Origin of the sequence: Amycolatopsis speibonae (genome assembly GCF_042647925.1) — a bacterium.
Taxonomy (GTDB): domain Bacteria; phylum Actinomycetota; class Actinomycetes; order Mycobacteriales; family Pseudonocardiaceae; genus Amycolatopsis; species Amycolatopsis speibonae.
The window spans coordinates 70,786-94,944 of sequence record NZ_JBHRWK010000009.1 but is presented as its reverse complement, the minus strand read 5'-3'; the positions used below and the strand labels follow the sequence as shown (position 1 = coordinate 94,944).

20 protein-coding genes are annotated in these 24,159 nt (G+C 68.9%); 11 read left to right on the top strand and 9 right to left on the bottom strand.

The window, feature by feature from the left end; genetic code table 11:
* Window positions 1–277: 277 nt before the first annotated feature.
* On the bottom strand, window positions 278–1,198 hold the full coding sequence (locus ACFOSH_RS04705; RefSeq protein WP_378237406.1) for a helix-turn-helix domain-containing protein: 921 nt from the start codon (window positions 1,196–1,198) through the stop codon (window positions 278–280).
* Between the two features lie 182 nt (window positions 1,199–1,380).
* Between ACFOSH_RS04705 and ACFOSH_RS04700 the strand changes: the two genes are divergently transcribed.
* Entirely contained in the window at window positions 1,381–2,583 is a 1,203-nt protein-coding gene (locus tag ACFOSH_RS04700) for a cytochrome P450 (protein WP_378237405.1), read from the top strand.
* Between the two features lie 129 nt (window positions 2,584–2,712).
* On the opposite strand, the gene ACFOSH_RS04695 is transcribed toward ACFOSH_RS04700, so the two are convergent.
* On the bottom strand, window positions 2,713–3,264 hold the full coding sequence (locus ACFOSH_RS04695) for a snapalysin family zinc-dependent metalloprotease (RefSeq protein WP_378237404.1): 552 nt from the start codon (window positions 3,262–3,264) through the stop codon (window positions 2,713–2,715).
* Between the two features lie 192 nt (window positions 3,265–3,456).
* Between ACFOSH_RS04695 and ACFOSH_RS04690 the strand changes: the two genes are divergently transcribed.
* From ACFOSH_RS04690 to ACFOSH_RS04665, 6 genes are all read left to right on the top strand, one after another.
* Entirely contained in the window at window positions 3,457–6,081 is a 2,625-nt protein-coding gene (locus ACFOSH_RS04690; protein ID WP_378237403.1) for a P-loop NTPase fold protein, read from the top strand.
* A gap of 36 nt (window positions 6,082–6,117) precedes the next feature.
* The gene (locus ACFOSH_RS04685) at window positions 6,118–7,875 is read left to right on the top strand and encodes a vWA domain-containing protein (RefSeq protein ID WP_378237402.1); all 1,758 of its coding nucleotides are present in this window, start codon (window positions 6,118–6,120) and stop codon (window positions 7,873–7,875) included.
* A gap of 1 nt (window position 7,876) precedes the next feature.
* Window positions 7,877–8,389, top strand: coding sequence for a hypothetical protein (locus ACFOSH_RS04680; RefSeq protein WP_378237401.1), 513 nt, complete (start codon window positions 7,877–7,879; stop codon window positions 8,387–8,389).
* A 50-nt stretch (window positions 8,390–8,439) separates the two neighbouring features.
* Window positions 8,440–8,805 carry a hypothetical protein gene (locus ACFOSH_RS04675; protein WP_029715552.1) on the top strand — a complete coding sequence of 122 codons (366 nt, stop codon included), beginning with the start codon at window positions 8,440–8,442 and terminating at the stop codon, window positions 8,803–8,805.
* Window positions 8,806–8,834: 29 nt separating this feature from the next.
* On the top strand, window positions 8,835–9,536 hold the full coding sequence (locus tag ACFOSH_RS04670) for a Crp/Fnr family transcriptional regulator (protein WP_378237400.1): 702 nt from the start codon (window positions 8,835–8,837) through the stop codon (window positions 9,534–9,536).
* Between the two features lie 121 nt (window positions 9,537–9,657).
* Window positions 9,658–10,347, top strand: coding sequence for a hypothetical protein (locus ACFOSH_RS04665; RefSeq protein WP_378237399.1), 690 nt, complete (start codon window positions 9,658–9,660; stop codon window positions 10,345–10,347).
* A gap of 154 nt (window positions 10,348–10,501) precedes the next feature.
* Here the strand turns inward: ACFOSH_RS04665 and ACFOSH_RS04660 are convergent, their stop codons facing one another.
* From ACFOSH_RS04660 to ACFOSH_RS04645, 4 genes are all read right to left on the bottom strand, one after another.
* The gene (locus ACFOSH_RS04660) at window positions 10,502–11,953 is read right to left on the bottom strand and encodes a DUF1996 domain-containing protein (RefSeq protein ID WP_378237398.1); all 1,452 of its coding nucleotides are present in this window, start codon (window positions 11,951–11,953) and stop codon (window positions 10,502–10,504) included.
* A 252-nt stretch (window positions 11,954–12,205) separates the two neighbouring features.
* Entirely contained in the window at window positions 12,206–13,723 is a 1,518-nt protein-coding gene (locus ACFOSH_RS04655) for a tripartite tricarboxylate transporter permease (RefSeq protein WP_378237397.1), read from the bottom strand.
* Window positions 13,723–14,220 (bottom strand): tripartite tricarboxylate transporter TctB family protein, encoded by a 498-nt coding sequence (locus ACFOSH_RS04650; RefSeq protein WP_378237554.1) that lies wholly within the window; start codon window positions 14,218–14,220, stop codon window positions 13,723–13,725. The genes ACFOSH_RS04655 and ACFOSH_RS04650 overlap by 1 nt, the downstream gene beginning before the upstream one ends.
* An 11-nt stretch (window positions 14,221–14,231) precedes the next feature.
* Window positions 14,232–15,200, bottom strand: a complete 969-nt coding sequence (locus ACFOSH_RS04645; protein WP_378237553.1) for a Bug family tripartite tricarboxylate transporter substrate binding protein — start codon at window positions 15,198–15,200, stop codon at window positions 14,232–14,234.
* 132 nt (window positions 15,201–15,332) lie between these two features.
* On the opposite strand from ACFOSH_RS04645, the gene ACFOSH_RS04640 reads away from it, so the two are divergent.
* Together ACFOSH_RS04640 and ACFOSH_RS04635 are read left to right on the top strand one after the other, a co-directional pair.
* Window positions 15,333–16,880 carry a sensor histidine kinase gene (locus ACFOSH_RS04640; RefSeq protein ID WP_378237396.1) on the top strand — a complete coding sequence of 516 codons (1,548 nt, stop codon included), beginning with the start codon at window positions 15,333–15,335 and terminating at the stop codon, window positions 16,878–16,880.
* Window positions 16,877–17,539 (top strand): response regulator, encoded by a 663-nt coding sequence (locus ACFOSH_RS04635; RefSeq protein WP_378237395.1) that lies wholly within the window; start codon window positions 16,877–16,879, stop codon window positions 17,537–17,539. Before ACFOSH_RS04640 ends, ACFOSH_RS04635 begins: the two co-directional genes overlap by 4 nt.
* On the opposite strand, the gene ACFOSH_RS04630 is transcribed toward ACFOSH_RS04635, so the two are convergent.
* The 3 genes from ACFOSH_RS04630 to rfbH form a co-directional block, all read right to left on the bottom strand.
* Window positions 17,490–18,779 (bottom strand): cation:proton antiporter, encoded by a 1,290-nt coding sequence (locus tag ACFOSH_RS04630; RefSeq protein ID WP_378237394.1) that lies wholly within the window; start codon window positions 18,777–18,779, stop codon window positions 17,490–17,492. The genes ACFOSH_RS04635 and ACFOSH_RS04630 overlap by 50 nt on opposite strands.
* Window positions 18,780–19,001: 222 nt before the next feature.
* Window positions 19,002–20,228: a ketosynthase chain-length factor gene (locus ACFOSH_RS04625; protein WP_378237393.1), complete on the bottom strand. Its 1,227-nt coding sequence runs from the start codon at window positions 20,226–20,228 to the stop codon at window positions 19,002–19,004.
* Window positions 20,229–20,262: 34 nt separating this feature from the next.
* On the bottom strand, window positions 20,263–21,564 hold the full coding sequence (gene rfbH / locus ACFOSH_RS04620) for a lipopolysaccharide biosynthesis protein RfbH (RefSeq protein WP_378237392.1): 1,302 nt from the start codon (window positions 21,562–21,564) through the stop codon (window positions 20,263–20,265).
* Between the two features lie 151 nt (window positions 21,565–21,715).
* On the opposite strand from rfbH, the gene ACFOSH_RS04615 reads away from it, so the two are divergent.
* Window positions 21,716–22,792 carry a glucose-1-phosphate thymidylyltransferase gene (locus ACFOSH_RS04615; RefSeq protein WP_378237391.1) on the top strand — a complete coding sequence of 359 codons (1,077 nt, stop codon included), beginning with the start codon at window positions 21,716–21,718 and terminating at the stop codon, window positions 22,790–22,792.
* Entirely contained in the window at window positions 22,789–24,159 is a 1,371-nt protein-coding gene (locus ACFOSH_RS04610; protein WP_378237390.1) for an NDP-hexose 2,3-dehydratase family protein, read from the top strand. The genes ACFOSH_RS04615 and ACFOSH_RS04610 overlap by 4 nt, the downstream gene beginning before the upstream one ends.

Sequence of the window (24,159 nt, the reverse complement as noted above, 5' to 3'; positions counted from 1 at the left end):
GCTTCGTTGCCGAAAACTGGCGACGGTCGGATGCCGCGCACCCCGCTGGCAGTCCTCGGCAAGCTCGTCCAGAGACAGACCGCGAGTATCGAGGGTCCGGCTCGACCCAACGGCAACCTCATCGCCGAATAACGGCTACCGGTCGTGGGCGTGATCGGTTGCTTTCGACTGTCTGGGGCAGTCAGTGCAGAACGGCGACTAGCCGTTCGTATGGCCAGGGCCCGACTTCGGCTCCCCAAAGTCTGAGCCGGCCATCGCCGAAAAACGGCCACCGCGCTCAAGAGCCCAAAGCCGCCAACTGCGCCGCGGTCAGCCGTTCCACCAACGGAACCGCCCGATACCCGGAACCGCCGGAAACCACCCTCACCGGGCCGGCGATGTGCGGAGACTCCTCAGCCACCCGCAAAGCCCTCGCGACCCGTTCCGAAGGCCACTCCAGCGCGGACGCCAGCGCCGTGACGGAAAGCGCGCGTCCGGCATGCAATAGTGCGGCGAGAGCCGTCAGGGCGTCGGCGGCGTACACCTCGACGCGGTCGTCCAGCATGACTTCGTTGATCCGCGCGTGGAATCGGGAGAGGTCGTCCATGCGGGCACCGGCGGGTGTCGCGGTGCCGAGTACTTCGGCGCCCTGGCGGGATATCTTGACCCATTCCTGGTTCGCCCGGACGCTTTCGGCCCATACTCGCTGCGGCATTTCCTCGTCGATGACGTACTGTTCCCGCCGGCCGTCCCGGTCCCGCCGGAGCAACGCCTGGGTCTCCAGGTAGGCGACGGCGATCGAGATCGACGCCGGGCTGACCTGGAGGCGCCGGGCGAGTTCGGCCGCGGTGAGGACACCGTCGTCACTGACGGACAGGCACGAGAGCACCCGCGACATCATCCGGGGCAGCCCGGTCGCCACCATCATCTCGGCGAAGTCGGTCTCGAAGGCGCGCACGGCCTCCGGGTCCCGCCCGTACCCGTTCGCGACGGTGGGGGTGGCCCGTGGTTGTGGTCTGCGGCGCCGAGCCCGTTCCCCGGTCACCCGGTTCGCTTCTTCGGGGCGGTAGCCGGAGTGGCCGCTGTTGCGCGCGACTTCGCGGCTGATCGTCGACGTCGGGCGCCCGAGCCGTCGCGCGATTTCGGCGTATCCGAGACCGTCCCCGAGCCAGGCCGAGATCAAGCGGCGGTCTTCGAGCGTCAGTCTGCCGCCGGGCATCGGCGCCTCCTTTTGCGTTCAGCGTCATTTCATTGCAACGACGCGTTGCGTTCACGGGCAAAACCGTTGCAACGATTTCGGAACTCTACCAGCAAAGAACCATAAAATAGCCAGAAGTGACCTTTGGGTGATCAATGAACGCAACGTAGCCTTCAGTTATCACTAAACTGGGAGGAACAGTCATGACGTCTTCGGCACCCCATCTCGCGGAGCTACCCCTCGAACGGCCGAAGGGCTGCCCGTTCGACCCGCCCGCCGAGCTCGGCCCGCTGCGCGACGAACACCCGCTCGTCCGGATGACGTTTCCTGACGGGCACGAAGGCTGGCTCGCGACCGGTCATGCGATCGTCCGGGACATCACCGCGGATCAGCGGTTCAGCGCACGGCAGGAACTGTTGCACTCACCGTTGCCGGGACCGTCCGCGATGGTGGTGCCGCCGCCCGCGGTACCGGGGATGTTCATCAAGATGGACGACCCGGAACACGGCCGCTACCGCAAGCTGCTCACCGGCAAGTTCACCGTCCGCCGCATGCGGCTGCTCACCGAACGGGTCGAGCAGACGACCACCGAGCACCTCGACGCGATGGAACGACAGGGAACGACCGCCGATCTGGTGACGGCCTTCGCCCAGCCCATCCCGGCGCTGATGATCTGTGAACTGCTCGGCGTCCCTTATGCCGACCATGAGTTCTTCCGGCTCAGCGTCGCACCCCTGAACAGGCCGGACGCCTCGCTCGAAGAACAGAACACCGCCATCAACGCGCTGGGGGAGTACCTCTACAAGCTCGTCGTGGCCAAGCGGGCCGAGCCGACGGACGACATCCTCGGCGAGCTGGCCGCTACCGGGCTCACCGAAGAAGAACTCACCAGCATCGCGTTCCTCTTGCTGGGGGCCGGTTTGGACACCACGGCCAACATGCTGGCGCTGGGCACCTTCGCGCTGCTGCGGCATCCTGATCAGCTCGCGGCCCTGCGCGAAGACCCGGAGCGCATCGACGGCGCGATCGAGGAACTCCTGCGCTACCTGGCGATCGCGCACACCGGGGTGCGCACCGCGCTCGAAGACGTTGAAATCGGCGGGCGGCTCGTCAAGGCGGGGGAGGCTGTAGCGCTCTCGGTGCTGGCCGCCAACCGCGATCCGCTGAAGTACCCCGAGCCGGACCGGCTCGACGTCGGCCGGAAGACCGCCGGGCACCTGTCCTTCGGGCACGGGGTCCACCAGTGCCTCGGGCAGCAGCTCGCGCGGGTCCAGATGAAGGTCGCCTTCACCGGGCTGCTCGCCAGGTTCCCGGCGCTGCGCTTGGCCGTCCCGGCAGACGAGGTCCCGATGCGGTCGGATTCCGACATCTACGGGGTCTACGCGCTCCCGGTGGCCTGGGGCTGATCGCGATGAGGATCGAAGTCGACCGCGAACGCTGTGTGGGCGCGCGGGATGTGCGTGCCCGGCGGCGGCGATCACGGCGAAGGGCTGACGTGGCCAGGGGGTGCCGGGCGGGCACCCCCTGGCGCGTGATCAGCCGATCTCCGCGAGGACCTTGCCCGCGTCGGCGCTCCGCACGGCGGTGCCGGCGTAGTTCCGCTGGACCTGGGCCTTCTCCTGGGCGTTCGGGTTCACGCTGGCGCAGCTGACGCCACCGGTCGAACCGGACATCAGCGACGAGCACGGCCCGGGCTTCACGTCGGGCAGGCCGAGGCTGTGGCCCAGTTCGTGCGAGGCGATCCGGGTCTTGTTGTAGCCCTGCTGGACGGCCTGCCTGCCGTACCAGACGGTGACCGTGCCGCTCGGGCGGACCGGCCCGAGGGTGGCGCGCGGCCAGCCGTTGTCGGCGACGATCCGGATGTTGACCCGCTGCCCCGGCGTCGCCTTCACCAGGCGGACGTTGGTGACGTTGGTGTTCCAGACGTTGATGCCGGCGGCCACCGCGTCCTTGAACTCCGCGGCCTGGCTGTCGTCGTAGGTCAGGGTGGTCGCCAACATCTCGGCGGCACCGGCGGAGGGTGCCGAGAGCACCGAGATGGAGAGCGCGGCGCCGGTGAGCACCGCGGCGAAGGTACGTCGAAGCACGTTGAACTCCTCGCGTTAAGGCGTGCTGGAATTTCGGAGCAGTGTCGACACTTTTGTTCTGGCGGGAGGGATCTGTGCGTAATCCTCCGTTGCCTCCGCGTGATGTTAGGACCTGCCGAGGTCGTCGGGGTACCCGCCGATAGTCGCCTGTCGTTAACCATGATCTTGACTCGCCAGGAAGACTGTGCCGTTATGACGACGGCGCGTTTCACCGGCCACGAAGAACCGATCCTCGCGGTCGCGGTGAAGGGGAACAGGCTGGTCACCGGGGGTGCGGACCGGACGGTCCGGGTCTGGGACCTGGAGACCGGCAGCCAGCGGTTCGCGCTGAGCGGCCATGATCGGCCGGTGCTCGCGGTGGGTATCTCGGGGCAGCACGTGGTCGGTTGCGATGGGGCGACGGTGCGGCGCTGGCGGCTCGCCGGGCATGAGGCGCAGCCCCCAGAGGTCCAGACCACCAAGCGGACCGTCGTGGTCGCGGTGGCGCAGGACTTCGCCGTGTCCGGCGCGGGGAACACTGTCGAGGTCCGGCGGCTGGACGGGGTGACGGTGCGGGGACTGCGCACCGGCGGCCCGGAGATCGAATCGGTCGCGGTGACCCCGGACGGCCGGATCGTCGTCGCCGGCGACGACACCGGAGGAGTCCGGCTGTGGGACAGGGAAGTCGTTTCCCACTACCGGTTCGGCGGCGCGGGCGCGGTCCACGTGGTCGCGGTTTCGGCCGACGGCGAGCGGGTGCTGTCCGGTGAGGGCGAGACTGTCCGGTTGTGGGGGCGCAAGGGCGATCCGGCCCTCGTCTTCCCCGGGCACGCCGGGGTGGTGCGGACACTGGCCTTCAGTCCGGACGGCAAACTGGTGTTCTCGGGCGGTTCCGGCGGCGAGGTCTGTGTCCGCGACATCGACGACCCGGCCGGGTACACCCTCCTCAAGGGACATCGGGGGAACGTCCGCGCGATCGCCTGCACCGCGGGCAACGAGAAGATCGTCACGGTCGGAGACGACCGCACGATCCGGGTGTGGGACCGCTTCGGCAACCAGATCGACGGCACCGGTTTCGTCGAGCCCAAACCGGGGCGGGCGCGGCCGCGGATCACGCCCGACGTCGAAAGCCCGCTCGACCTGATCGGCTTCCAGGACGACGTGCGCACCCTCGCCGCGGTCATCGCCGACCGCGAGACCAGCCCGCCGCTGTGTGTCGCGCTGCTGGGCCCCTGGGGCTCCGGCAAGTCCAGTTTCGTGCGCCAGGTGACGGACCGGGTCGCCGAACTGGCCCGCCGGTCCCGCGGCGACGCCGCCAGCAGCGTGTTCGCCGGTGAGATCCGGCAGATCCGGTTCAACGCCTGGCAGTACCACGACGACCATCTGTGGGTCGGGCTGGTGGACCACCTGTTCCGGAACCTCGGCGCGCCCGAGGCGCACGCGGACGCCGGCGAAGTCCGTGCCGAACGCGAGGAACTGCGGACCCGGCTCGCGAGCCTCCGGGCTGTCAAAGGGGACTCCCCGCTCACCTGGCGCTGGCGGCTCCTGGTGTCCGGGGTGGACCAGGCGGAACGTCGTCGTCGGCGCCTCGCCGTCGCGGGCTACGCGGTGCTGTGGGTACTCGGCGTCGTCGCGGCGATCACCGGCTGGGCCTTGTGGCACAACGCGATCCTCGCCGCGGCGGGTGCCGTCGTCGCGCTCGGCGCCGTGCTGACCCCGGCGCTCACCACGGCCAAGGCGGCGCTCGCCCCGGTGAAGTCCACATTGGACAGATTGCGGCATGACGTCGACAAACGCGCCGAACGGTTCGAGACCGAGGTCCGCGAGACCGAGGAACGGCTCCGGCGGCTGGACGCGGCCACCCGGCTCGGTGACCTGATCGAAGAGGCGAAGACCGGCCGATACGGGGACTACCAAGGGGTTTTCGCCCGTGTCCGGGAAGATCTCGCGGGCCTGAGCGCCGATCTGGTGGACGCGCGGAAGGAATGGCAGCTGGCGGGCGGAAAGGGTGAGCCGCCACTGGAACGGATCGTGCTCTACATCGACGACCTCGACCGCTGCCCGCCGTCGAAGGTGATCGAGGTGCTCGCCGCGGTACACCTGCTGCTGGCCCTGCCCGCGTTCGTCGTGGTGGTGGCCGTCGATCCGAGGTGGCTGCGGCGATGCCTCGACCAGCACCACGAGGAGCTGTTCGGCGCCGGAGAGGAGAGGCGGACCGAGTACCTCGACAAGATCTTCCAGATCGTGTTCGCTCTGCGCCCCATGGGAGCCGCGGCGGACGAACTGATCGATGTCCTGATGCCGATCGAAGGACGGGAGCCGTCGGCGCGCGGGCACGAAGAATGGGCCGAGGACGGCTTCGAACGCGGGGAACGCGAGGAACCGGTGCGGGTCCTCGTCGAGGACACGGCCCCGCCGACGTTCTACAACATGCGGCCCGACCGGTTGCGGCTCACCGAGGTCGAACGCGATTTCGTCCACGTTCTCCGGAAAAGACTGAACACACCGCGCGAGATCCGGAAACTGGTCAACCTGTACCGGCTCGTGCGCATCGGCATTCCCGACGCGGAACTGGCGCGGTTCGTCGGCGGCCCGTATCGGGCGGTGCTCGTCCTGCTGGCGCTCTTGGTCGCCGATCCGGGCGCCGCGCGCTCGACCTTCGTCGCGCTTTCCGGCGGCGAATCGCCGCGGGAAGCCTTTCCACCTGAATGGCGGCTAGACGTCGAATCCTTCGATGATCTACAGGTCTATCGGAATTGGGTGGGTACCCTCGCCCGCTTCAGTTTCGAAACCTGTGATCTCGTGACCGAGGAAACGGAACCGGGAACCACGTTGTAGCTACACTTGCCCGCTATAACGGCAAGGGGGCGGCGTATGCGGAGATCAGGCTGGCTTTCGCTCGTCTTCGGCGCGCTCGTCGGGACGCTCGTGATCGTCCTGCTCGCGACCACGGTCACCGCGCCTTCGAACGCGGCCAGGGCCGACTGCGTCCGGCTGGTCACCAGTTCTTCCACGGAGAAGGGCGACCTGATCGCCGAACTGGCCGAGCGGTACAACAACACCGGCCGGACGTTCGACGGCGGCCGGTGCGCGAAGGTCGAAGCGTTCAAGAAGACCTCGGGGGCCACGCTCGACCTCATCGCCGACGGCTGGAACGACATCGACGATCACCAGCCCGAGCCCCAGGCCTGGCTGCCGAGTTCGTCGCTCTGGCTCGATCTGCTGCGCCAGCGCGGAAAGGGCGAGCGGATCAAGGTCGGGCCGAAGACCTCGCTCGCGACCAGCCCGATGGTGATGGCGATGCCGGAGCCGATGGCCGCGGCGATGGGCTGGCCGGAGAAGAACATCGGCTGGAGTGACGTGCTGGAGGTGAACCAGAACGGCGGCTGGGCTTCGAAAGGCGCGGCGAACGCCCCCTGGGGGAACTTCACGCTGGGCAAGGACAACCCGCGGCGGTCGACGTCCGGGCTCGCCGCGACCATCGCGACCTACTACGCGGCGACGGGCGGCGACTACGCCAAGATCGACACGACGGAGGCCGTCCGGTTCGTCCGCGGCATCGAGGCGTCGGTCGCCTACTACAGCGACGATTCGGTGTCCTTCTTGAAGACGCTGTACGAAGAGGACCGCAAGAAGCCCACGCCCTACATCAGCGCGATGGCGATGCAGGAACAGATGGTCTACCTCTACAACCGCGGCGTGCCGACCGGGGACCCCGCGCAGCTGAACGGGAACCCCGTCGCGCCGGTGCGCCCGCTGGTCGCGGTCCACCCCAAGGAAGGGACGATGCTGATCGACCATCCTTTCCTGACCACCGCGAGCGCTTCGCCGGAGCAACAGGCGGCGGCGAAGGACTTCTACGACTTCCTGCGGGAACCCGGCCAGCAGAACCGGTTCCGCGACCTCGGGTTCCGTGACCCCGACGGCAACGGGAACCCGGACCTGGCCAAGGTCGTGCGCACCCAGGGCGCCCGGGAAACCCCGAAGATCGAGACCCCCACCGGCGAGCAGATCCAGAAGATGCTGGACGGCTGGGAGTACACGCAACGGCGCGGCCGGATCCTGCTGGTGCTGGACCTGTCGGGATCGATGGGCGAGCCGTTCGACAAGAACCGCAAGGACAAACCGTACTCCGAGCGCCGGATCGACCTGCTGAAACCCGCGATCAAGAAACAACTCGAGTACCTGCATCCCGAAGACGAGGTCGGGCTGTGGACGTTCTCGAACAAGTACGAGGAGAAAGTGCCGATCGGCAAGGTGAAGGACGTCCGGGGCCCGATGATCGACCTGGTCGAGAACCTGACCCCCAAGGGGGACACGGCGCTCTACGACACCGTGGTGAAAGCCAACGACGAGATGCGGCGGACGTTCGACCCGAACGTCATCAACGCCATCGTCTTCCTGACCGACGGCGAGAACACCGGTGTCGGGACCACCAAGGAGCAGGCGCTCCAGGCCGTCGACGCCGAACGGCTGGACAACTCCGTCCGGATCTTCACCATGGCCTACGGCGCGCAGGCGGACAGTCGCGTTCTCGACGAGATCGCGCAGAAGTCCAAGGCCCGCAGCTATCAGGCCGTCGACCCGCAGGGCATCGACAAGATGTTCGTCAACGTCTTCAGTAACTTCTGACATGGCCGAGCACGACAACCGCCCGTTCCACGTCGTCGCCTGCGTCCTCGCGCTGATCGCCGGGCTGATCGGCCGCGCGGTGACCTATCCGCATCCGGCGGCCTGGCTCTTCGGCGCCGTCGCCGTCTTCGCCGTGCTGCTTCCCGCCGAAGTCGCGTTCTTCGTGTTGAACGGCAAGCGATCGAAGCCGGCGAGGGAGGTCCGCGCGCCGGAACCCGCGGCCGTCTATGACCACTTCAGCCTGCTCGGGCGGGCGCTGACGGCCATCGAAACGGTGCAGCCAGGCGAATCGGAGCTTTCGGGGGCCCTCCGGAAGGCGGTCGCGAGGCTCGAAAGCCGTCGGAGTGAGAACGGGTCCGAGGTCCTCGAACTGCGGGTGACGGTGAAGCAGACCACCGAAAAGCTGGAGCGACACGCGCGAGATGAGAACCCGGATCCGGTGATGCTCGTCGAGCGGATGAGGGTGTATCGGGAAACACTCGAAGAGGCCATCGCAGTGGTCGAACCACGCTGAGTGTTCAGTGCCGAACAGACTACGGCCGTGCGTCATGCTGATCTGACAGTATGCCGTTGATCGGGCGCCGGGTTGTCGAGGGCGTGGAACATGTGGTCGTACCGGTGGAGCACCGGTTCAGCCTGGAGGAAGCCGTGCTGGCGGTGATGGCCGCCAAGAGCACCGTGCGGCCCGCTCCAGGAATCAAGGTCGCTCCGCTGAAGGTGTCAGAGGTACGGTCAGCGCTGCTCTATGCGGCGAAGCACGCCGATAGGCGACACCAGATCGTGGACAGCTATTTCGTCGAGGCCGAAGACGGACCGTTGCACCGGCTGGCCGAGTGGATCAGGTTGGAGCTGGTCCGGCTGGGCATCTTCACCACCCATGACGGTTCCGCCGCCGGATCGGGTGGCCGATTCGGTTACTCTCCGCGATAGGTGTTCACGACTGCCTGGGAGGGTGTTTCGTGGGTTTGGGCCCGGAGGCCGCCGAAGAGAGAGAACGTCCGTTCCTGGAGCGGCTGGACGAACCCGTCCGCGCCCGGTTGCTGGAGATGGGTACCCCGCAGACCTACGACAGCAGACAGGCGCTGATGCGGGCGGGCGAGCCCGGCGACTTCGTCATGCTCTTGAGGCACGGTTATGTGAAGGTGACCAGCGCCGACCGGATGGGTGCGACGGTCATCCTCGACGTCGGCGTGCCCGGCGATCTGCACGGCGAGATAGCGGTGATCGCGGGCGGCATCCGGATGGCCGACGTCGTCGCCATCGAGGAAGTGCACGTCCGGCGCATCGCGGCGAGCGAGTTCAACCGGTTCCTGCTGGATCATCCGGCGGCGATGCGGGAGGTGCTCGTCAGCGTCGCCCGCCGGTTCGTGCTCGCCCAGCGCCAGCGGACGCAGTCCTGGAAACCGCAGGCGGTGGCGCGGGTCGCGACGAGACTGGACTACCTCGTCGACGTCTGTGGCATCCGGACACCCGCCGGCTGGCGGATCGGGATCCCGCTGAGCCAGGACGAACTCGCCCAGTTCATCCCGATGGGCCGGACCATGGTCGCGCAGGCTCTGGACAAGCTCCGGAAGGCGGGAGTCGTGGCCAGTTCGCGCCGTGCGATCACCGTCATCGACCGCGAGGCATTGCGCGTGATCACGGAAAAAGGTGTGACTTAGCTCACTGGCGTTGACCAGCGCGGGGTCAGGTTTTGTTCGGTTCCGAACAGAACTTCCGGTGAGGAGTGGGAACACTGCTTCCTGCCGCCAGTTTTCACCGATCAGGGGAGGGGTCGCAGAGATGCAGGTGCTGACCTCAGGCCACTACAACGCGCACACCCACGCCGTACTTTCCGTCGACATCGTCGGTTCGTCCAAGGCCAGTGACGACCTGCTGGACCCGATGAAGACCGAGATGGAGACGCTGGTTTCCCGCTCTTTCAACGCGGTGGGACTCGCTCCGGGGGATGCGCGTCACTTCCGGGAGACCGGGGACGGGCTGATGGTCGCCTATCCGGACCACGCCGTCGGCCAGCTCTGCGAGGTCGCGTTCCATCTGGACCATCTGCTCCGGACCCGCAACCGCTACGCCCGCGTCCCGATGCGGGCGCGGGTGGCGGTCCACATGGGACCGATGGCGGACAACCACCGGTACCACCGCACCTACATCACGCTGACCAGGCTGTTGTGCGCCTCGACGTTCAACGACGCCGTCGGCTACTGGTGCCGTTCGGACCCGACGGGCGACAAGTTCGGCGCCGGGATGATCGTCTCGCAATCCGTGTGGCGCAACGTGGTCGAGCCGTTCGGGGTCGCGCTGGTCCCGCCCGCGCGCTGCGCCCGGATCAGCGTCACGACCCCGGACTTCGCGGACAGCGCGTGGATCCACTTGCCCGGCCTGGACGCCGAAGCGGTCCTCGCCGAACTGAACCCCGCTGTCGCGGTGCCGCTCGTGTTCAACCGGGTGAGCCGGTTGTCGACGACGGCCTGACCCACAGACCGGGCGGTCCGGTTTCCAGGGAGGGAAAGCCGTATCGCTCGCCGGTTTCTGGCCCGGTACCCCTACGCCGGGCCAGGAACCGGACCCCCGGCGCGGGGGTGGGGGCGCGGGTCATCCCCACCGCGCCCCCACGCAGCGCTTCCGCCTACTGGCGGCAGCGCTTACCGCTGTTGACGCACTTCACCAGCTGGTTCATCAGCCGCTGCGACATGACGTTCGCGAAGTCGTCGTGATCGGAGCGCGGGTTGTGTTTCTCCTGCGCGAAAGCGTCGACCGCGTACTGTCCGGCCGCCTGGATGTCCGGCGGGATGTTGTACACCAGCGTGATCCGCAGCTGCGGCACGTTCCTGAAGCCGCGCGGGCATTTCCCGTCGCGGTCGGAGAACACGATATGCGTGCGGTGGTTCGCGCTGTCGGTGTTCTTCCCGTCCCAGCAGTTCGGGAACGCGTGGATCCGGGCGATCTTGCTGCCCTGCGGGCAGATCGGGTAGAGCTCGGTGAGCCGGTCCTCGAAGCCGGTGCAGGTCCAGCTGGGCCGGGCGTTGGCCGGGCCGTTGGTGCTCTGCTTGGCGTCGCCGTAGAGCACGCGCAGGAACTTCGGCATCGCGACGACGCGGCGGGCGCCGCCGCTGGTGAAGGTCAGGTCCGCCTTCTCGGGGCGCTGGATCTCGCCCTCGTTGTCGCCGATCTCGTTGTTGCCGTCGACGCCGGGCAGGTCGGCGGCCTTGCCGTCGGACTTCTTCTTCTCGGCGTCGCCGGCACCGGCGGCGTTGACGTTGCTGTTCTGGCCGCCGTTGTCGAGGCCGCCTTCGCCGTTCTGCTTCACCGCGCAGCCGGCGAGCTGGTCTTCGTTCTTCTCGACCTGCTTGCCCGCCTGCTTCATCGTGTCGCTGATCTTCTTGATCGACGGCTTTCGCTTGTTCTTCAGCTCGTCGAGCACCTGGCCCGCTTGTTTTCCTTGCGCCAGCTGGTTGTTCGCGTTGTCGGAATCCTTGTCGAGCTTGTCGAGGTTCTCGTCGACCGCGGGCGTGGCCTGGTCGGGAACGTCACTGAGCTCACTGAGTTCGCTGGCGACGTCGGGGCAGTCGACCTGGGCGCCCGCCTCGTCCTTGGCCGCGTCGACGCGGTCGGCGGCGAGTTTCTCGTCGTTCGCCGCCGCGTTCTCTTCCTCTTCCTCGGTGTCGATCCGGATGACCGGCCAGAAGTAGGCCGACTTGTCCCCGTTCTTGCAGGTGGTGCCCGCGCGCAGCAGGCTCTTGTTGTTCGAGTCGGCGTTGGTCGAGAGATTCCCGACGTAGTCGTGGAGGTGCTCGGCTCCATTGCGGACGCCGGGCTGCGCGATGAAGTTGTCGCCGTTGAAATGGCCGTTCTCGTTGCGGCCGCAGTCCACGGTGAACGTCCCTCGGGCGCCTCGTTTCGCGAGGTCGAGGTTGACGTTGTTGCCGCGGGGGACCTTCTTGATGTCGATGAAGAACGACTTGTCCGCGCCGTCCGCCCTTGCCGAGTCGGGGGTTCCGGTCGTGTTGACCACGACGATCCCGCCGACGGCGAGGGAGAGCGCGATGGCGCCGGTGGCGATCTTGGTGCGACGCGCCATGCGGTGGCGTCCGGCGGTTCTTTGGTTACGGGGCATGAACTTGTTCACCTCGTTCGGTGTCGTTGCGCGAGGCCCGGGGGATGCGACGCCGGCAGCGCCGGCGTCACTGACTCCGCGTTGGCTGAAACGGCCCCGAAACAAGGTCGGTTCAAAAAGCGATCTTGCCGTTATCTTTTCGTTATATTAATCTTTCCTCTGGACGCGGGAAGGCCCGGCCTCGGGGCAGTCGAGGCCGGGCCGGATTCCCACTGGTCAGGCGTCCACCTTGTCCTTGGGCTCCGCCTCGGTGGCGGTGGGACGGGCAGGCAGGAAGCGCTTGATCAACGGGAAGAACAGGATCACCAGGATGATCACGTAGACCACGATCGCGAACGGGGTGTTGAACAAGCCGCCCAGGCTGCCGTCACTCAGTTGCAGCGCGCGCCGCATCTGCTGTTCGGCGGCCGGGCCGAGGATGACGCCGATGATCGCGGGCAGCACCGGGAGCCCGTAGCGGCGCATCGCGAACCCGATCAGGCCGATCACGAACATCACCAGCAGGTCGAAGATGTCCGCGTTGACCGCGTACGCGCCGACACTGGCGAAGAACAGGATGCCCGCGTAGAGGTACGGCCGCGGGATCCGCAGCAGCTTCGCCCACAGGGGCGCCAGTGGCAGGTTCAGCACCAGCAGCAGCGTCAGGCCGACGAACAGCGAGGCGATCAGGCCCCACACCAGCGAAGACTCCCGTTCGAACAGCAGCGGTCCCGGCTGGATGCCGTACTGCTGGAACGCCGCCAGCATCACGGCCGCGACCGCGGTGGTCGGCAGGCCGAGCGTCAGCATCGAGACCAGCGTCCCCGCGGCCGACGCGGACGCCGTCGCTTCCGGGCCCGCGACGCCTTCGATGGCGCCCTTGCCGAACTCGTCCTTGTGCTTCGAGAGCCGCTTTTCCGTGACGTACGAGAGGAACGTCGGGATCTCCGCACCACCCGCGGGCACCGCGCCGAACGGGAACCCGATGAGCGGTCCGCGCAGCCACGGCTTCCAGGTCCGCTTCAGATCGGCGCGCGAGAGCCACGGCCTGCCGACCGGGATCGGCTTGAACGCGTTGCGCCGCAGATGCGCGGCGACCCACAGCGACTCACCGACCGCGAACAGCGCGACCGCCACGATCACCACGTCGATGCCGTCGGCCAAGTGCAGTGAGCCGAAGGTCAGCCGCTGCTGGCCGGTCATCTCGTCCAGGCCGACCAGGCCGATGGTGAGCCCGATCAGCAGCGACGCGACGCCGCGGATGCGGGAACTGCCGAGCACCGAGGTGACCGCGATGAACGCCAGCACCATGATCGCGAACAGGTCCGGCGCGCCGATGTCGACGGCGTGCTTCGCGATCACCGGGGCCAGGATGACCAGCGCGATCGTGCCGAGGATGCCGCCGACGAAATGCCCGATCGCGGCCGCCGCAAGCGCTTGCGCGCCGCGACCCTTGCGGGCCATCGGGTTGCCGTCGATGGCCGCGACCACGGCCGCGCTCTCGCCCGGGGTGTTCAGCAGGATCGACGTCGTCGAGCCGCCGAACATCCCGCCGTAGTAGATGCCGGCGAACATGATGAACGCGCCGGTGGGCTCCAGGCCGTAGGTCACCGGGAGCAGCAGGGCCACCGCCATGGCCGGGCCGATGCCCGGCAGCACGCCGATCGCGGTGCCGAGCAGGACCCCGATCGCCGCCATCGCGATATGCGTCGGGGTCAGCGCGGTGCCGAAGCCGTCGATGAGTTGCTGGAACATCAGAACACCTCCATCAACGGGCCACCGGGGAGCGGGACACCGAGCAGGTTGTTGAAGACCAGGAAGGTCACGACGGACATGCCCGCCGCGATCAGCGGGTCACGCACCAGGTTGCGGCTGCCGAGCGCGTACGCCGCGCCCCAGAACAGGATCGCGCCCGAGATCGGGAACCCGACCAGGCCGATCAGCGCCGCGTTGGCGAGGAACGCGCCGCACAGCAACAGGACCGTGCGCAGGTCGGCGGGCTCGGTGAGGTCGATGTCCTCGCCGCCCTCGGCCTCGCCCTTGCCGCCGCGCAGCACGTCGCGCGCCAGCAGCACGGCGACGAGCAGCAGCAGGGAGCCGACCAGGATCGGCACAGCCTTCGGCCCCACCGGCCCGCGCTGGGCGAAGTCGGTGGGGATGCTCAGCGCGTCGGTGAGCACCAGTACGCCGAGCGCCAGGAGCCCGACGCTCACCCCGAGTTCGGAGCGCTCCTTCAGCCACGTGGTCGTCATGCGAGACCCAGTCATGCCAGACCCAGCTCTTTCAGCACCGTTGCCACTCGCGTGTTCTCCTCTTTGAGAAACGAACCGAACTGCTCGCCGGGGGCGAACGCCCCGGTCCATCCGTTGCGCTGCAAGGCTTCCTGCCACTGCGGTGTCTTCTGCAGCCGCTCGAACAGGCTGACCAGCTTCGCGCGGTCGGCCTCGGTGATGCCGGGCGGCGCGACGATGCCGCGCCAGTTGGTGAACTTGACGTCCACCCCGGACTCCGAAAGCGTCGGTGCGTCGATCCCGGGGATGCGCTTCTCGCTGGTCACCGCCAGCACCCGGAGCGTGCCCGCCGCGATCTGGTCGCGGTATTCGCCGACGCCCGAGACACCGAACGCGACCTTGCCGCCGAGGACCGACGCGAGCAGTTCGCCGCCGCCGTCGAACTGGACGTAGTTGACCGTCTTGGGCGCGAGCCCGACGGCCTTCGCCATCAGCATCGGCGCCAAATGGTCGGGGCCGCCAGGGGACGAACCGCCGCCGACCTGGACCGCGCCCGGGTCCCTCTTCCACGCTTCGACCAGCTGGCCGATCGTCTGGTAGGGCGAGTCCTTGCCGACCACGACGATGTCCGACTCTTCGATCAGCTTCGCCACCGGCGTGGTGTCGAGCAGCGAAGACGGCGACTTGTTCGTGAACACGCTGCCGACGACGCCGAGTCCCATCGACATGACGAGCTTGCCGTTGCCGCGTTCGGCCACCGTGCGGCCGAGGCCGACCGTGCCACCGGCGCCGGGGAGGTTGAACACCTCCGCGTTGCCGAGGAGGTCGGCGTCTTCCATCGCCTTGGTCGCCGTGCGGGCCGTGATGTCGTAACCGCCGCCGGGCGCGTTGGGCACGAGCACCCGCAGCGACCGGATCTGCGAGCCCTCGTCGGCCTCGCTGCCCGGGGTGAGCAACGGTGGCACCAGCAAAACGGCGACGAGCGCCGCCGCGATGGCCAACCAGTTACTGGGCTTCACTGTGATCCCCGCCTCTCTGCCGCGTGGTTGGACATGTTGCACTCGTGTAAACAGAGATGTCCCGCTTGCGGGCCCAATGGTTGTTGTGGTCGTTTTGGTCACGCGGAGGTGGCGATGGGTGCTCGGGGTTCCTTGGCCCGCCAGCTCCTCGCGTGGCAACTGGTAGTCGTCACTTGCCTACTGTGCGCGGTGGGCGTGCTGGCCGTCACCCAGGCGGGGAACAACTTCCGCACCACCGAGGGACGCCGGGTGCTCTCGGTCGCGGAGACCGTCGCCGCGCAGGGCGTCGTCGGCGACCTCGAAAACGGCCCGTTCGAACTCAACGCGCCCGCGGAGACCGCGCGGAGCCTCTCCGGGGTCGATTTCGTCGTCATCGCCGACGCCCAGCGCTCTGTGCTCGCTTCGCCGTATCCGGATCAGCTCCGGACCACGCTCGACATCGGCGAGAGCACCGTCCTTTCCGGACGGTCGTGGGTCGGCGAACTCGACGGTTCGATCGTGGCGCATGTCCCGGTGCTCGACGAAAAGGGCGGCACGGTGGTCCGCATGGTCGCGGCCGGCTCGAAGTCGCCCGGCTTCTTCGCCGGTTTCCTCGACTCGCCGGACAACGCGCTGCGCGTCCTGGGTGTCGCGCTGGTGATCGGCGTGAGCGGTTCGCTGCTGCTGGCGCGGCGGGTGAAGAACCAGACGCTCGGCCTGGAGCCGCACGAGATCACCGCGCTGGTGGAGAACCGGGAAGCGCTCCTTCACGGCATCAAGGAGGGCGTCGTCGGGCTGGATCCGCAGCACCGGATCACCCTGGTGAACGATCACGCCCGCGAACTGCTGGCCCTGCCCGACGACGCCGTCGGCCGGTCGGTCGAAGACCTCGACCTCAACGAGCGGATCCGCGACCTGCTCACCGGCCGCGCGACCGGCGCCGACCAGATCGTGCTGCGGCAAGGGAAGGTGCTGACCCTGAACCGGATGCCGATCGACGTGCGGGGCGCCGTCGTCACCTTGCGCGACCGCACCGATCTGATGACCCTGCGGGACGAACTCGACGCCAGCAGGCACGCCACCGATACGTTGCGGGCGCAGGCGCACGAGTTCAGCAACCGGCTGCACACCATCTCCGGGCTGCTGGAACTCGGGGAATACGACGAGGTGCGCGGCTACGTCAGCCGGATCAGCTCGGCGCAGGGCGAGTGGCGCGCGGAGGTCGGTTCGCGGATCGGCGATCCGGCGGTGGCGGCGCTGCTGATCGCGAAGGCGTCGCTGGCCGCGGAACGCGGGGTCGGGCTGCGCATGGCGCCGGACAGCGAACTGGACCGGGTCGAGGATGCCCTCTCCACGGATTTGGTGACCGTGCTGGGAAATCTGGTCGACAACGCGCTGGACGCCTTGAGCTCGACCAAACAGCGTGGCGAGCAGGGCTGGATCGAGGTCGGTGTATGGCAGGAGGAGGACGAAGTGCGGGTGGAGGTCCGCGATTCCGGTCCGGGAGTCGCTCCGGAGATCGCGGAAGAGGTGTTCAAGCACGGCTTCACCACGAAGGCCGCGGCGCACGGGCAGCGTGGTCTCGGGCTCGCGCTGATCCGGCAGGCGTGCGTCCGGCGGGGCGGCTCCGTCGAGGTGCACAACTCCGGTGGCGCGGTGTTCACGGCGAGGTTGCCGCGATGATCCGGGTGCTCGTCGTCGACGACGATTTCATGGTCGCGAAAGTCCACAGTGGATACGTCACGCGCACGGAGGGGTTCGCCGTGGTCGGGGTCGCGCACACCGGCGCCGACGCGATCCGCCTGGCGCGGGAGCTGAAGCCGGATCTGGTGCTGCTGGACGTCTACCTCCCCGATCTCGACGGGCTTTCCGTGCTGCGGGAGCTGCGCGCCACCGAGGACGTCGACGTCATCCTGATCACCGCCGCGACCGACGTGGAAACCGTGCGGCAGGCGATGCGGGGCGGGGTCCTGCACTACCTGATCAAGCCGTTCGAGTACGCGTCGCTGCGTGATCAGCTCACCCATTTCGCGTCGCTGCACCGGCGGCTGGACAGGCTGGCCGAAGCCGGGCAGGCCGACGTCGACCAGGTCTTCGGCGCACGGCCGAGCGCGAAACCCGTGCTGCCCAAGGGACTCACCGCCGAGACCGCGCGGCTGGTGGAGACCGCGCTGCGCGGCGCGCCGGGCGGGATGTCCGCGAGCGAATGCGCCGAGGCGACCGGCGTCGCCCGGGTGAGCGCGCGCCGGTACCTCGAGCATTTCGTGGCGACGGGGAAGGCCGAGGTGACCCTCAAGTACGGCGGGACCGGCCGGCCCGAACGGCGGTACGTGTGGAGCTGACGGGGGGCAGCAGGTCCTCGTCAGCGGCGCGGAGACGGGCCAGCGGGCCGGTGATCGCGGTGGTGACGACGGCGATCAGCACGATGATCGTGTAGCCGAGCGGGGTGATCAGGCCGTGCTGCAGGCCGACGTTGGCGATGACCAGTTCGGTGATCCCGCGGCAGTTCATCAGCGCGCCGAGCCGCAGCGCCTGGCGCCCGCCCTTGCCGGCCAGGGTCGCCGCCCCGGCGGTGCCGGCGAACTTCGAGAGCATGGCGACGGCCAGCCCCGCCACCAGCAGCGGCCAGCCCGCCTGGCCACCGAAGGCGGCGAAGTTCGCTTTCTGGCCCACACTGGCGAAGAACAGCGGCAGCAGGACCACCACCGCGAAGTCGTTCAGCTTCGCCCCGGCCCGGACGACGACGTCCCGGCCGCGGGGGAGGAGCACCCCGAACAGGAACGCGCCGATGACCGGGTGCAGGCCGATGGCGTCGGTGACGGCGGCGAACGCCACGGCCCCGGTGACCAGGAACGCCGCGATCGCCCGTTCGCCGGTGCCGCGCCTCGCCGCTCGCCGCAGTACGGCCGCCAGCGCGGGCCGGACGAGGGTGAACGAGACGATCAGCAGCACGACCGCGATCAGGCCGCGGACGACGACCGTGCCCGCGTCGCCCGCCCCCGCGGCGGCGAGGACGACAGCCAGGATCGCCCAGGCGAGTCCGTCCCCGATCGACGCGACCGCGAGCGCGAGGGTGCCGGTCGGCGACCCCTCGACACGGTGATCGGTCAGGATCCGCGCGAGGACCGGCATCGCGGTGATCGAGATCGCGAGCCCGAAGAACACCAGGTACGCCGCGAACGGGACGCCCGGTGGCGCGAACCACTCGCCCACCGAGGCGGCGAAACCGAAGCCCGCCGCGAACGGCACGGCGATCGTGCCCGCCACGATCAGGCCGATGCCGCGCCGGTCGCCGTCGAGCAGATCGGTCCGGAGTTCGCTGCCGAGCAGCAGCATGAACACGACGAGCCCGAGCTGCCCGGCGAGGTCGATCGTGGTGAGCAGGGCGGGGGTGAACAGCGCGTGGTGCGCGCCGGGGGCGACCGCGCCCAGCAGCGACGGGCCGAGGAGCAGCGCCCCGGCCAGTTCCCCGACCACCGGCGGCTGGCGCAGCCTGCCGCACAGCGCGCCTGCCAGGTGACAGACACAGAGCACGAGGGCCACCACGAGGAGGAACCGGGTGAGCTGCTCGAAGGCGGGCATGGTTCCTCTTTCCGTGCGATGGGCTGGGAGGGCAGGGCGTCGGGCAAGTCGCGGTGAGCGAAGACGGAACTCGCGTGATCAGAGAGGTAACTCGCGTGATCAGGCGGCGAACATGGTGAACGGCGTCCGATCACGCGAGTTACCTCTCTGATCACGCGTGATCGCCGCCTGATCACGCGTGATCGCCTGTCTCGCCCGAACACGCCCTGGTCTTCGGACGGGTCAGGCGGTGACGATCAGCGCGCTGTTGAAGCCGCCGTGCCCGCGGGCGAGCACCAGGGCCGTCCGCAGCGAGGCCTCCCGAGGCTGGTCCAGCACCAGGTCCAGCTCCGCGGCGTACGACGACTGTCCGATGTGGATGGTCGGGGGGATCGCCGAGTCGCGCAGCGAAAGCAGCGCCGCCGCGACGTCGAGTGGCGCACCGCCTGCCGAAAGGCGTCCGGTCATCGTCTTCGGCGCGGTCACCGGGACACCGCGGGCGCCGAACACGGCGGCGAGGACGGCGGCCTCTTCGGCGTCCTGGGCGGGGACGCCGCTCGCGTCCGCGAACACGACGTCGACGTCCGCCGCGGTGAGCCGGGCGTCGTCGAGGGCCAGTTCGATCGCGCGCCGCAGGGCCGGCGGGCGGCCGGAACCGGGCCGCGGATCGAACGTCGAGGCGTGGCCCGCGATGGCGCCGTACCGGTGTTCGGCACCGCGCTCTGCCGCCTGCGCCGGATCCTCCAGCACCAGCAGTGCCCCGCCTTCGCCGGGGACGCTGCCCGAAGCGGCCGCGTCGAACGGCAGGAACGCCCGCGCCGGATCCGGTTCCGGGCTCATCGTCCCGCTGCGGGTCAGGCACAGCCACGACCACGGGCACAGCGAGCCGTCGACCCCGCCGGACAGCATCACCGGGGTGCCGGAGCGGACGGTGCGCCGCGCCTTCGCGAGCGCGTCCAGGCCACCCGCCTGCTCGGCGACCAGCGCGGAGCCGGGCCCGCGCATCCCGTGCCGGATGGAGATCTGCCCGGTGTTCACCGGATAGAACCAGGCGAACGACTGGTACGCGCTGACGTGGGAGCCGCCCTTGCTCCACAACGCTTCCAGTTCGCGCTGGCCGAATTCGAAGCCACCGGCCGAGGCGGCGGTGACCACGCCGCAGGCGAACTCCGGCATGCCCGCCGGACTCACCCCGGCGTCGGCCAGCGCCTCCTCGGCGGCCACCAGCGCGAGCCTGGTCATGTGATCGGTCTGTGGCAGGAGACGGCTCGGCAGGTGGTCCTTGGGCTCGAAGTTCACCTCGCCCGCCACATGCGCCCGATAGCCCGACGTGTCGAACCGGCTCACCGGGGCCAGGCCGCTGCGGCCGGCGAGGGTCGCCGCCCAGAACTCCTTCACCCCCCAGCCGTTCGGCGCCACCACGCCGATTCCGGTCACCACAACGGGGTCACGTTCGTCCTCACCCGGCACCGGGGGCGTCCTTTCTCTCGTCCTGCACGGAAGTTCAGTGGTTCTTGACGAAGTCCCAGAGGGACTCGGCGAGGTAGGCGACCATCTCCGGGGTGAGGACCGGGTGCACGCCCACCCAGAAGGTCCGCTCGGTGACGATGTCCGAAGTGGACAGATCGCCGACCACCCGGTGCGGCTTGTCTTCGTACGCCGGATGCCGGGTCAGGTTCCCGGCGAAGAACTGGCGCGTGCCGATCCGGCGGGAATCGAGGAACCGCACCAGTTCGAGCCTGCTGAAGGGCGCGTCAGGCTGCACGGTGATCGCGAAGCCGAACCAGCTCGGGTCGCTGTCCGGCGTCGGGCTCGGCAGGAGCAGGTTCGGGATGTCTTCGAGCGCGTCACGCAGCAGACGCCAGTTGTGCCGCCGCGCCTCGGCGAACGCGGGCAGCTTCGGGAGCTGGGTCAGCCCGAGCGCGGCCTGGAGATCGGTCGACTTCAGGTTGTACCCCACGTGCGAGTAGGTGTACTTGTGGTCGTAGCCGAGCGGCAGGGTGCCGAGCTGGTAGGTGAACCGCTTGTGGCAGGTGTCGTCCTCGCCGGGCAGGCACCAGCAATCCCGCCCCCAGTCCCGCATCGACTCCACCACGCGGCCCAGCACCAGGTTGTCGGTGGCGACACCGCCGCCTTCGCCGGTGGTGATGTGGTGCGCGGGGTAGAAGCTGACCGTGGCCAGGTCGCCGAAGGTACCGGTGGCCTTGCCGCGATAGGTCGAACCGAACGCGTCGCAGTTGTCCTCGATGAGGAAGAGGTCGTTGTCTTCGGCGATCTTGGCGATTTCCTCGGCGGCGAAAGGGTTTCCGAGCGCGTGCGCGAGCATGATCGCCTTGGTGCGCGGGCCGATGGCTTCGGCGATCCGCTCCGGGGTGGGGTTGTAGGTCCCCAGTTCGGTGTCGACGAACACCGGGACGAGCCCGTTCTGCAGGATCGGGTTCACCGTGGTGGGGAACCCGGCCGCGGCGGTGATCACCTCGTCGCCGGGCCGCAGCGCGCGGTCGCCCAGCCGCGGTGAGGTCAGCGTCGACAGCGCGAGCAGGTTCGCCGAGGAACCGGAGTTCGTCAGATAAGCCTTGCGCCGCCCCATGGATCGCGCGAACTGACGCTCGAATCGCGTGGCGATGGCGCCGGAGGTGATCCGCAGATCCAGCGCCGCGGCCACCAGCGCGACCCGGTCCTCCTCGTCCAGCACCGCACCCGCCGGGTTGATCGGGGTGACCCCCGGCACGAACGTCGCGGCTTGGCGTTGTTCGGTGTGGTAGCTGCGGACCTGATCGAGGATCTGACGGCCTAGCTCGCTCATGCCATGCCCTTTCTCGCTCCGGGTGCGGGCTTCCCGGCAGACGATGCGGCGCCGGGTTCGAGCGTGGATCCAGCCGCCGCGCTCCATCCGCGCTCGACGCGGCGGGCCGAGCATTCATCGCGTCCCGAGCCGAATTCTGAGGAGTGGCGCCATGAAAGCACTCGTGCTGGCCGGCGGAACCGGAAGCCGCCTGCACCCGCTGACCTTCTCCCTGCCCAAACAGCTGATCCCGGTGGCGGGGCGGCCGGTGCTCGAACTCTGCCTGGAGAACGTCCGCGAGCTGGGCGTGCGGGAGGTCGGCCTGATCGTCGGCGAGCACGCCGGCCAGATCGCCGACGTGCTCGGGGACGGGTCACGGTTCGGTCTGCGGATCACCTACCTCCACCAGGATCGCCCGGCGGGTCTCGCGCACTGCGTGCTGCTGGCGAGCGATTTCCTCGGTGACGAAGACTTCGTGATGTACCTGGGCGACAACGTGCTCGTCGGTGACGTCACGGCGGCCGCCGAACGGTTCCGCGCCGAGCGCCCCGCGGCCCGGCTGATGGTGGCGAAGGTGAGCCAGCCCAGCTGTTACGGCGTCGCCGAACTCGACGCCGACGACGCGGTGCTTTCGGTGGCGGAGAAGGCCGAGAAACCGCCGAGTGATCTGGCCATCATCGGGGTCTACTTCTTCACCGCCGCGATCATCGAGGCGGCGCGCGGGATCGAGCCCAGCGCGCGGGGAGAACTCGAGATCACCGACGCGATCGCGGCGCTGATCGACGCCGGGCTGCCGGTGGTGGCGAGCCGGTTCTCCGGGATGTGGAAGGACACCGGCACCGTCGAAGAACTGCTGGAGTGCAACCGTTCCCTGCTTTCGGAGCTGCCCAGCCGGGTCGACGGCGAGGTCGACGCCGAGAGCGTGCTGCGCGGGACGGTGGTCGTCGAGGCGGGCGCCAGCGTGGTGCGGTCGACGATCCAGGGGCCCGCCCTCATCGGGGCCGGAAGCCGGGTCACCGACAGCCGGATCGGCCCGTCGGTCTCGATCGGTCAGGACTGCGTCCTGACCGGCGCGGGCGTGACGGACTCGATCGTCATGGCCGGCGCGACCGTCCGCGGGCTCGCCGAGGTGACCGGCTCGCTGATCGGCCGGGAGTCCGAATTGGACAGTACTTCGGCACCGTCGACACATCGGCTGCTGCTCGGCGACCGGTCCCGGCTCGGCCTGACCGCGGGACCGGCTCGATGACCGCGATCCGGAGCGAGACGATCGCCGAGCGGTTCACGCGGTCGGCCGAAGCCACCGACAGCCCGGTCTCGCCGAACGCCGATTTCGCGGCCTGGTTCGCGGCCCGGTCGGCCGCGCACTCCTATACCGTCGAGCGGGTGCCGCTGACGGAACTGCCCGGCTGGGGGTTCGAGCCGGGGACCGGCGACCTGCGGCACACCAGCGGCCGGTTCTTCGGGTTCACCGGCGTGCGGGTGCGGACCGGCCGCGGCGACTGGGAGCAGCCGATCATCGACCAGCCGGAGATCGGCATCCTCGGCCTGGTGACCCGGGATTTCGCCGGGATACCGCATTTTCTCGTGCAGGCGAAGATGGAACCGGGGAACACCAACCTCGTCCAGCTTTCGACGACGGTGCAGGCGACGCGCGGCAACTACCTGCGCGCTCATCAGGGACTGCCCACCCCGCATCTGGAGCACTTCCTGCCACCGCGGCCCGGCCGGGCGCTCGTGGACCGGATCCAGGCCGAGCATTCGCAGTGGTTCCTCGGCACGCACAACCGGAACATGGTGGTCGAAACCGGACAGGACGTGCCGATCGGGCCCGACCACCGGTGGCTCACCCTCGGGCAACTCTGGGGCCTTCTCGGCCACGACAACCTGCTCAACTCCGAGACCCGCACGGTGCTTTCGTGCGTTCCCGTCGCCCCTCCGGCCGCGGACACCGGTGACCCGTACCGGGACGCCCTGCGGCGTTCGCTGGCCGGTCCCGGCCTCGACGACGACCTGCTGAGCTGGTTCAACGACGGCAAGGGGGCGCTGGAGCCGGTCGCCAGGCCGTGCGGGCTGGCCGAGGTCGGCGGCTGGCGGCTGTCGGACGGCCGTATCGGCCACGAGAGCGGCCGCCATTTCGAGATCGTGGGGGTCCGGGTCGAGGCGCCGACGCGTGAGGTGACCCGGTGGAGCCAGCCGCTGATCGAGCCGGTCACACCCGGGCTGTACGGCTTGCTGGTCCAGCGGTTCGACGGCGTGCTCCGGGTTTTGACGCACGCCCGCGCCGACGCCGGGTCCTCACGGTTCACCGAATTCGGGCCCACCGTCCAGTGCTGCGACACCGGTGACCGGCCGGTGCCCTTCCGCGCCGAGGTCGCCGCCGAACCGGGGCCGGGCATCGTCCGGCACGACTCGCTGCAGTCCGAGAAGGGCGGCCGGTTCCTGAACGCGGTCAACCGCTACCGCGTCGTCGAACTGCCCGCGGACCGGCCGGTGCCCGTCCCCGACGGCTACCGCTGGCTGAGCCTGCGCCAGGCACTCGACCTGATGGCCCAGCCCGATCAGGTCAACATCCAGGCCCGAACCCTGCTCACCGCGCTGCTGAGCACCTGGTGA

Excerpts from the sequence above, each read along its gene's own strand:
- rfbH (WP_378237392.1), bottom strand. The coding sequence starts at position 21,564 with ATGAGCGAGCTAGGCCGTCAGATCCTCGATCAGGTCCGCAGCTACCAC.
- ACFOSH_RS04705 (WP_378237406.1), bottom strand. The coding sequence starts at position 1,198 with ATGCCCGGCGGCAGACTGACGCTCGAAGACCGCCGCTTGATCTCGGCC.
- ACFOSH_RS04655 (WP_378237397.1), bottom strand. The coding sequence starts at position 13,723 with ATGTTCCAGCAACTCATCGACGGCTTCGGCACCGCGCTGACCCCGACG.
- ACFOSH_RS04635 (WP_378237395.1), top strand. The coding sequence starts at position 16,877 with ATGATCCGGGTGCTCGTCGTCGACGACGATTTCATGGTCGCGAAAGTC.
- ACFOSH_RS04640 (WP_378237396.1), top strand. The coding sequence starts at position 15,333 with ATGGGTGCTCGGGGTTCCTTGGCCCGCCAGCTCCTCGCGTGGCAACTG.
- ACFOSH_RS04615 (WP_378237391.1), top strand. The coding sequence starts at position 21,716 with ATGAAAGCACTCGTGCTGGCCGGCGGAACCGGAAGCCGCCTGCACCCG.
- ACFOSH_RS04610 (WP_378237390.1), top strand. The coding sequence starts at position 22,789 with ATGACCGCGATCCGGAGCGAGACGATCGCCGAGCGGTTCACGCGGTCG.
- ACFOSH_RS04690 (WP_378237403.1), top strand. The coding sequence starts at position 3,457 with ATGACGACGGCGCGTTTCACCGGCCACGAAGAACCGATCCTCGCGGTC.
- ACFOSH_RS04675 (WP_029715552.1), top strand. The coding sequence starts at position 8,440 with ATGCCGTTGATCGGGCGCCGGGTTGTCGAGGGCGTGGAACATGTGGTC.
- ACFOSH_RS04630 (WP_378237394.1), bottom strand. The coding sequence starts at position 18,779 with ATGCCCGCCTTCGAGCAGCTCACCCGGTTCCTCCTCGTGGTGGCCCTC.
- ACFOSH_RS04685 (WP_378237402.1), top strand. The coding sequence starts at position 6,118 with ATGCGGAGATCAGGCTGGCTTTCGCTCGTCTTCGGCGCGCTCGTCGGG.
- ACFOSH_RS04660 (WP_378237398.1), bottom strand. The coding sequence starts at position 11,953 with ATGGCGCGTCGCACCAAGATCGCCACCGGCGCCATCGCGCTCTCCCTC.
- ACFOSH_RS04650 (WP_378237554.1), bottom strand. The coding sequence starts at position 14,220 with ATGACGACCACGTGGCTGAAGGAGCGCTCCGAACTCGGGGTGAGCGTC.
- ACFOSH_RS04680 (WP_378237401.1), top strand. The coding sequence starts at position 7,877 with ATGGCCGAGCACGACAACCGCCCGTTCCACGTCGTCGCCTGCGTCCTC.
- ACFOSH_RS04665 (WP_378237399.1), top strand. The coding sequence starts at position 9,658 with ATGCAGGTGCTGACCTCAGGCCACTACAACGCGCACACCCACGCCGTA.
- ACFOSH_RS04700 (WP_378237405.1), top strand. The coding sequence starts at position 1,381 with ATGACGTCTTCGGCACCCCATCTCGCGGAGCTACCCCTCGAACGGCCG.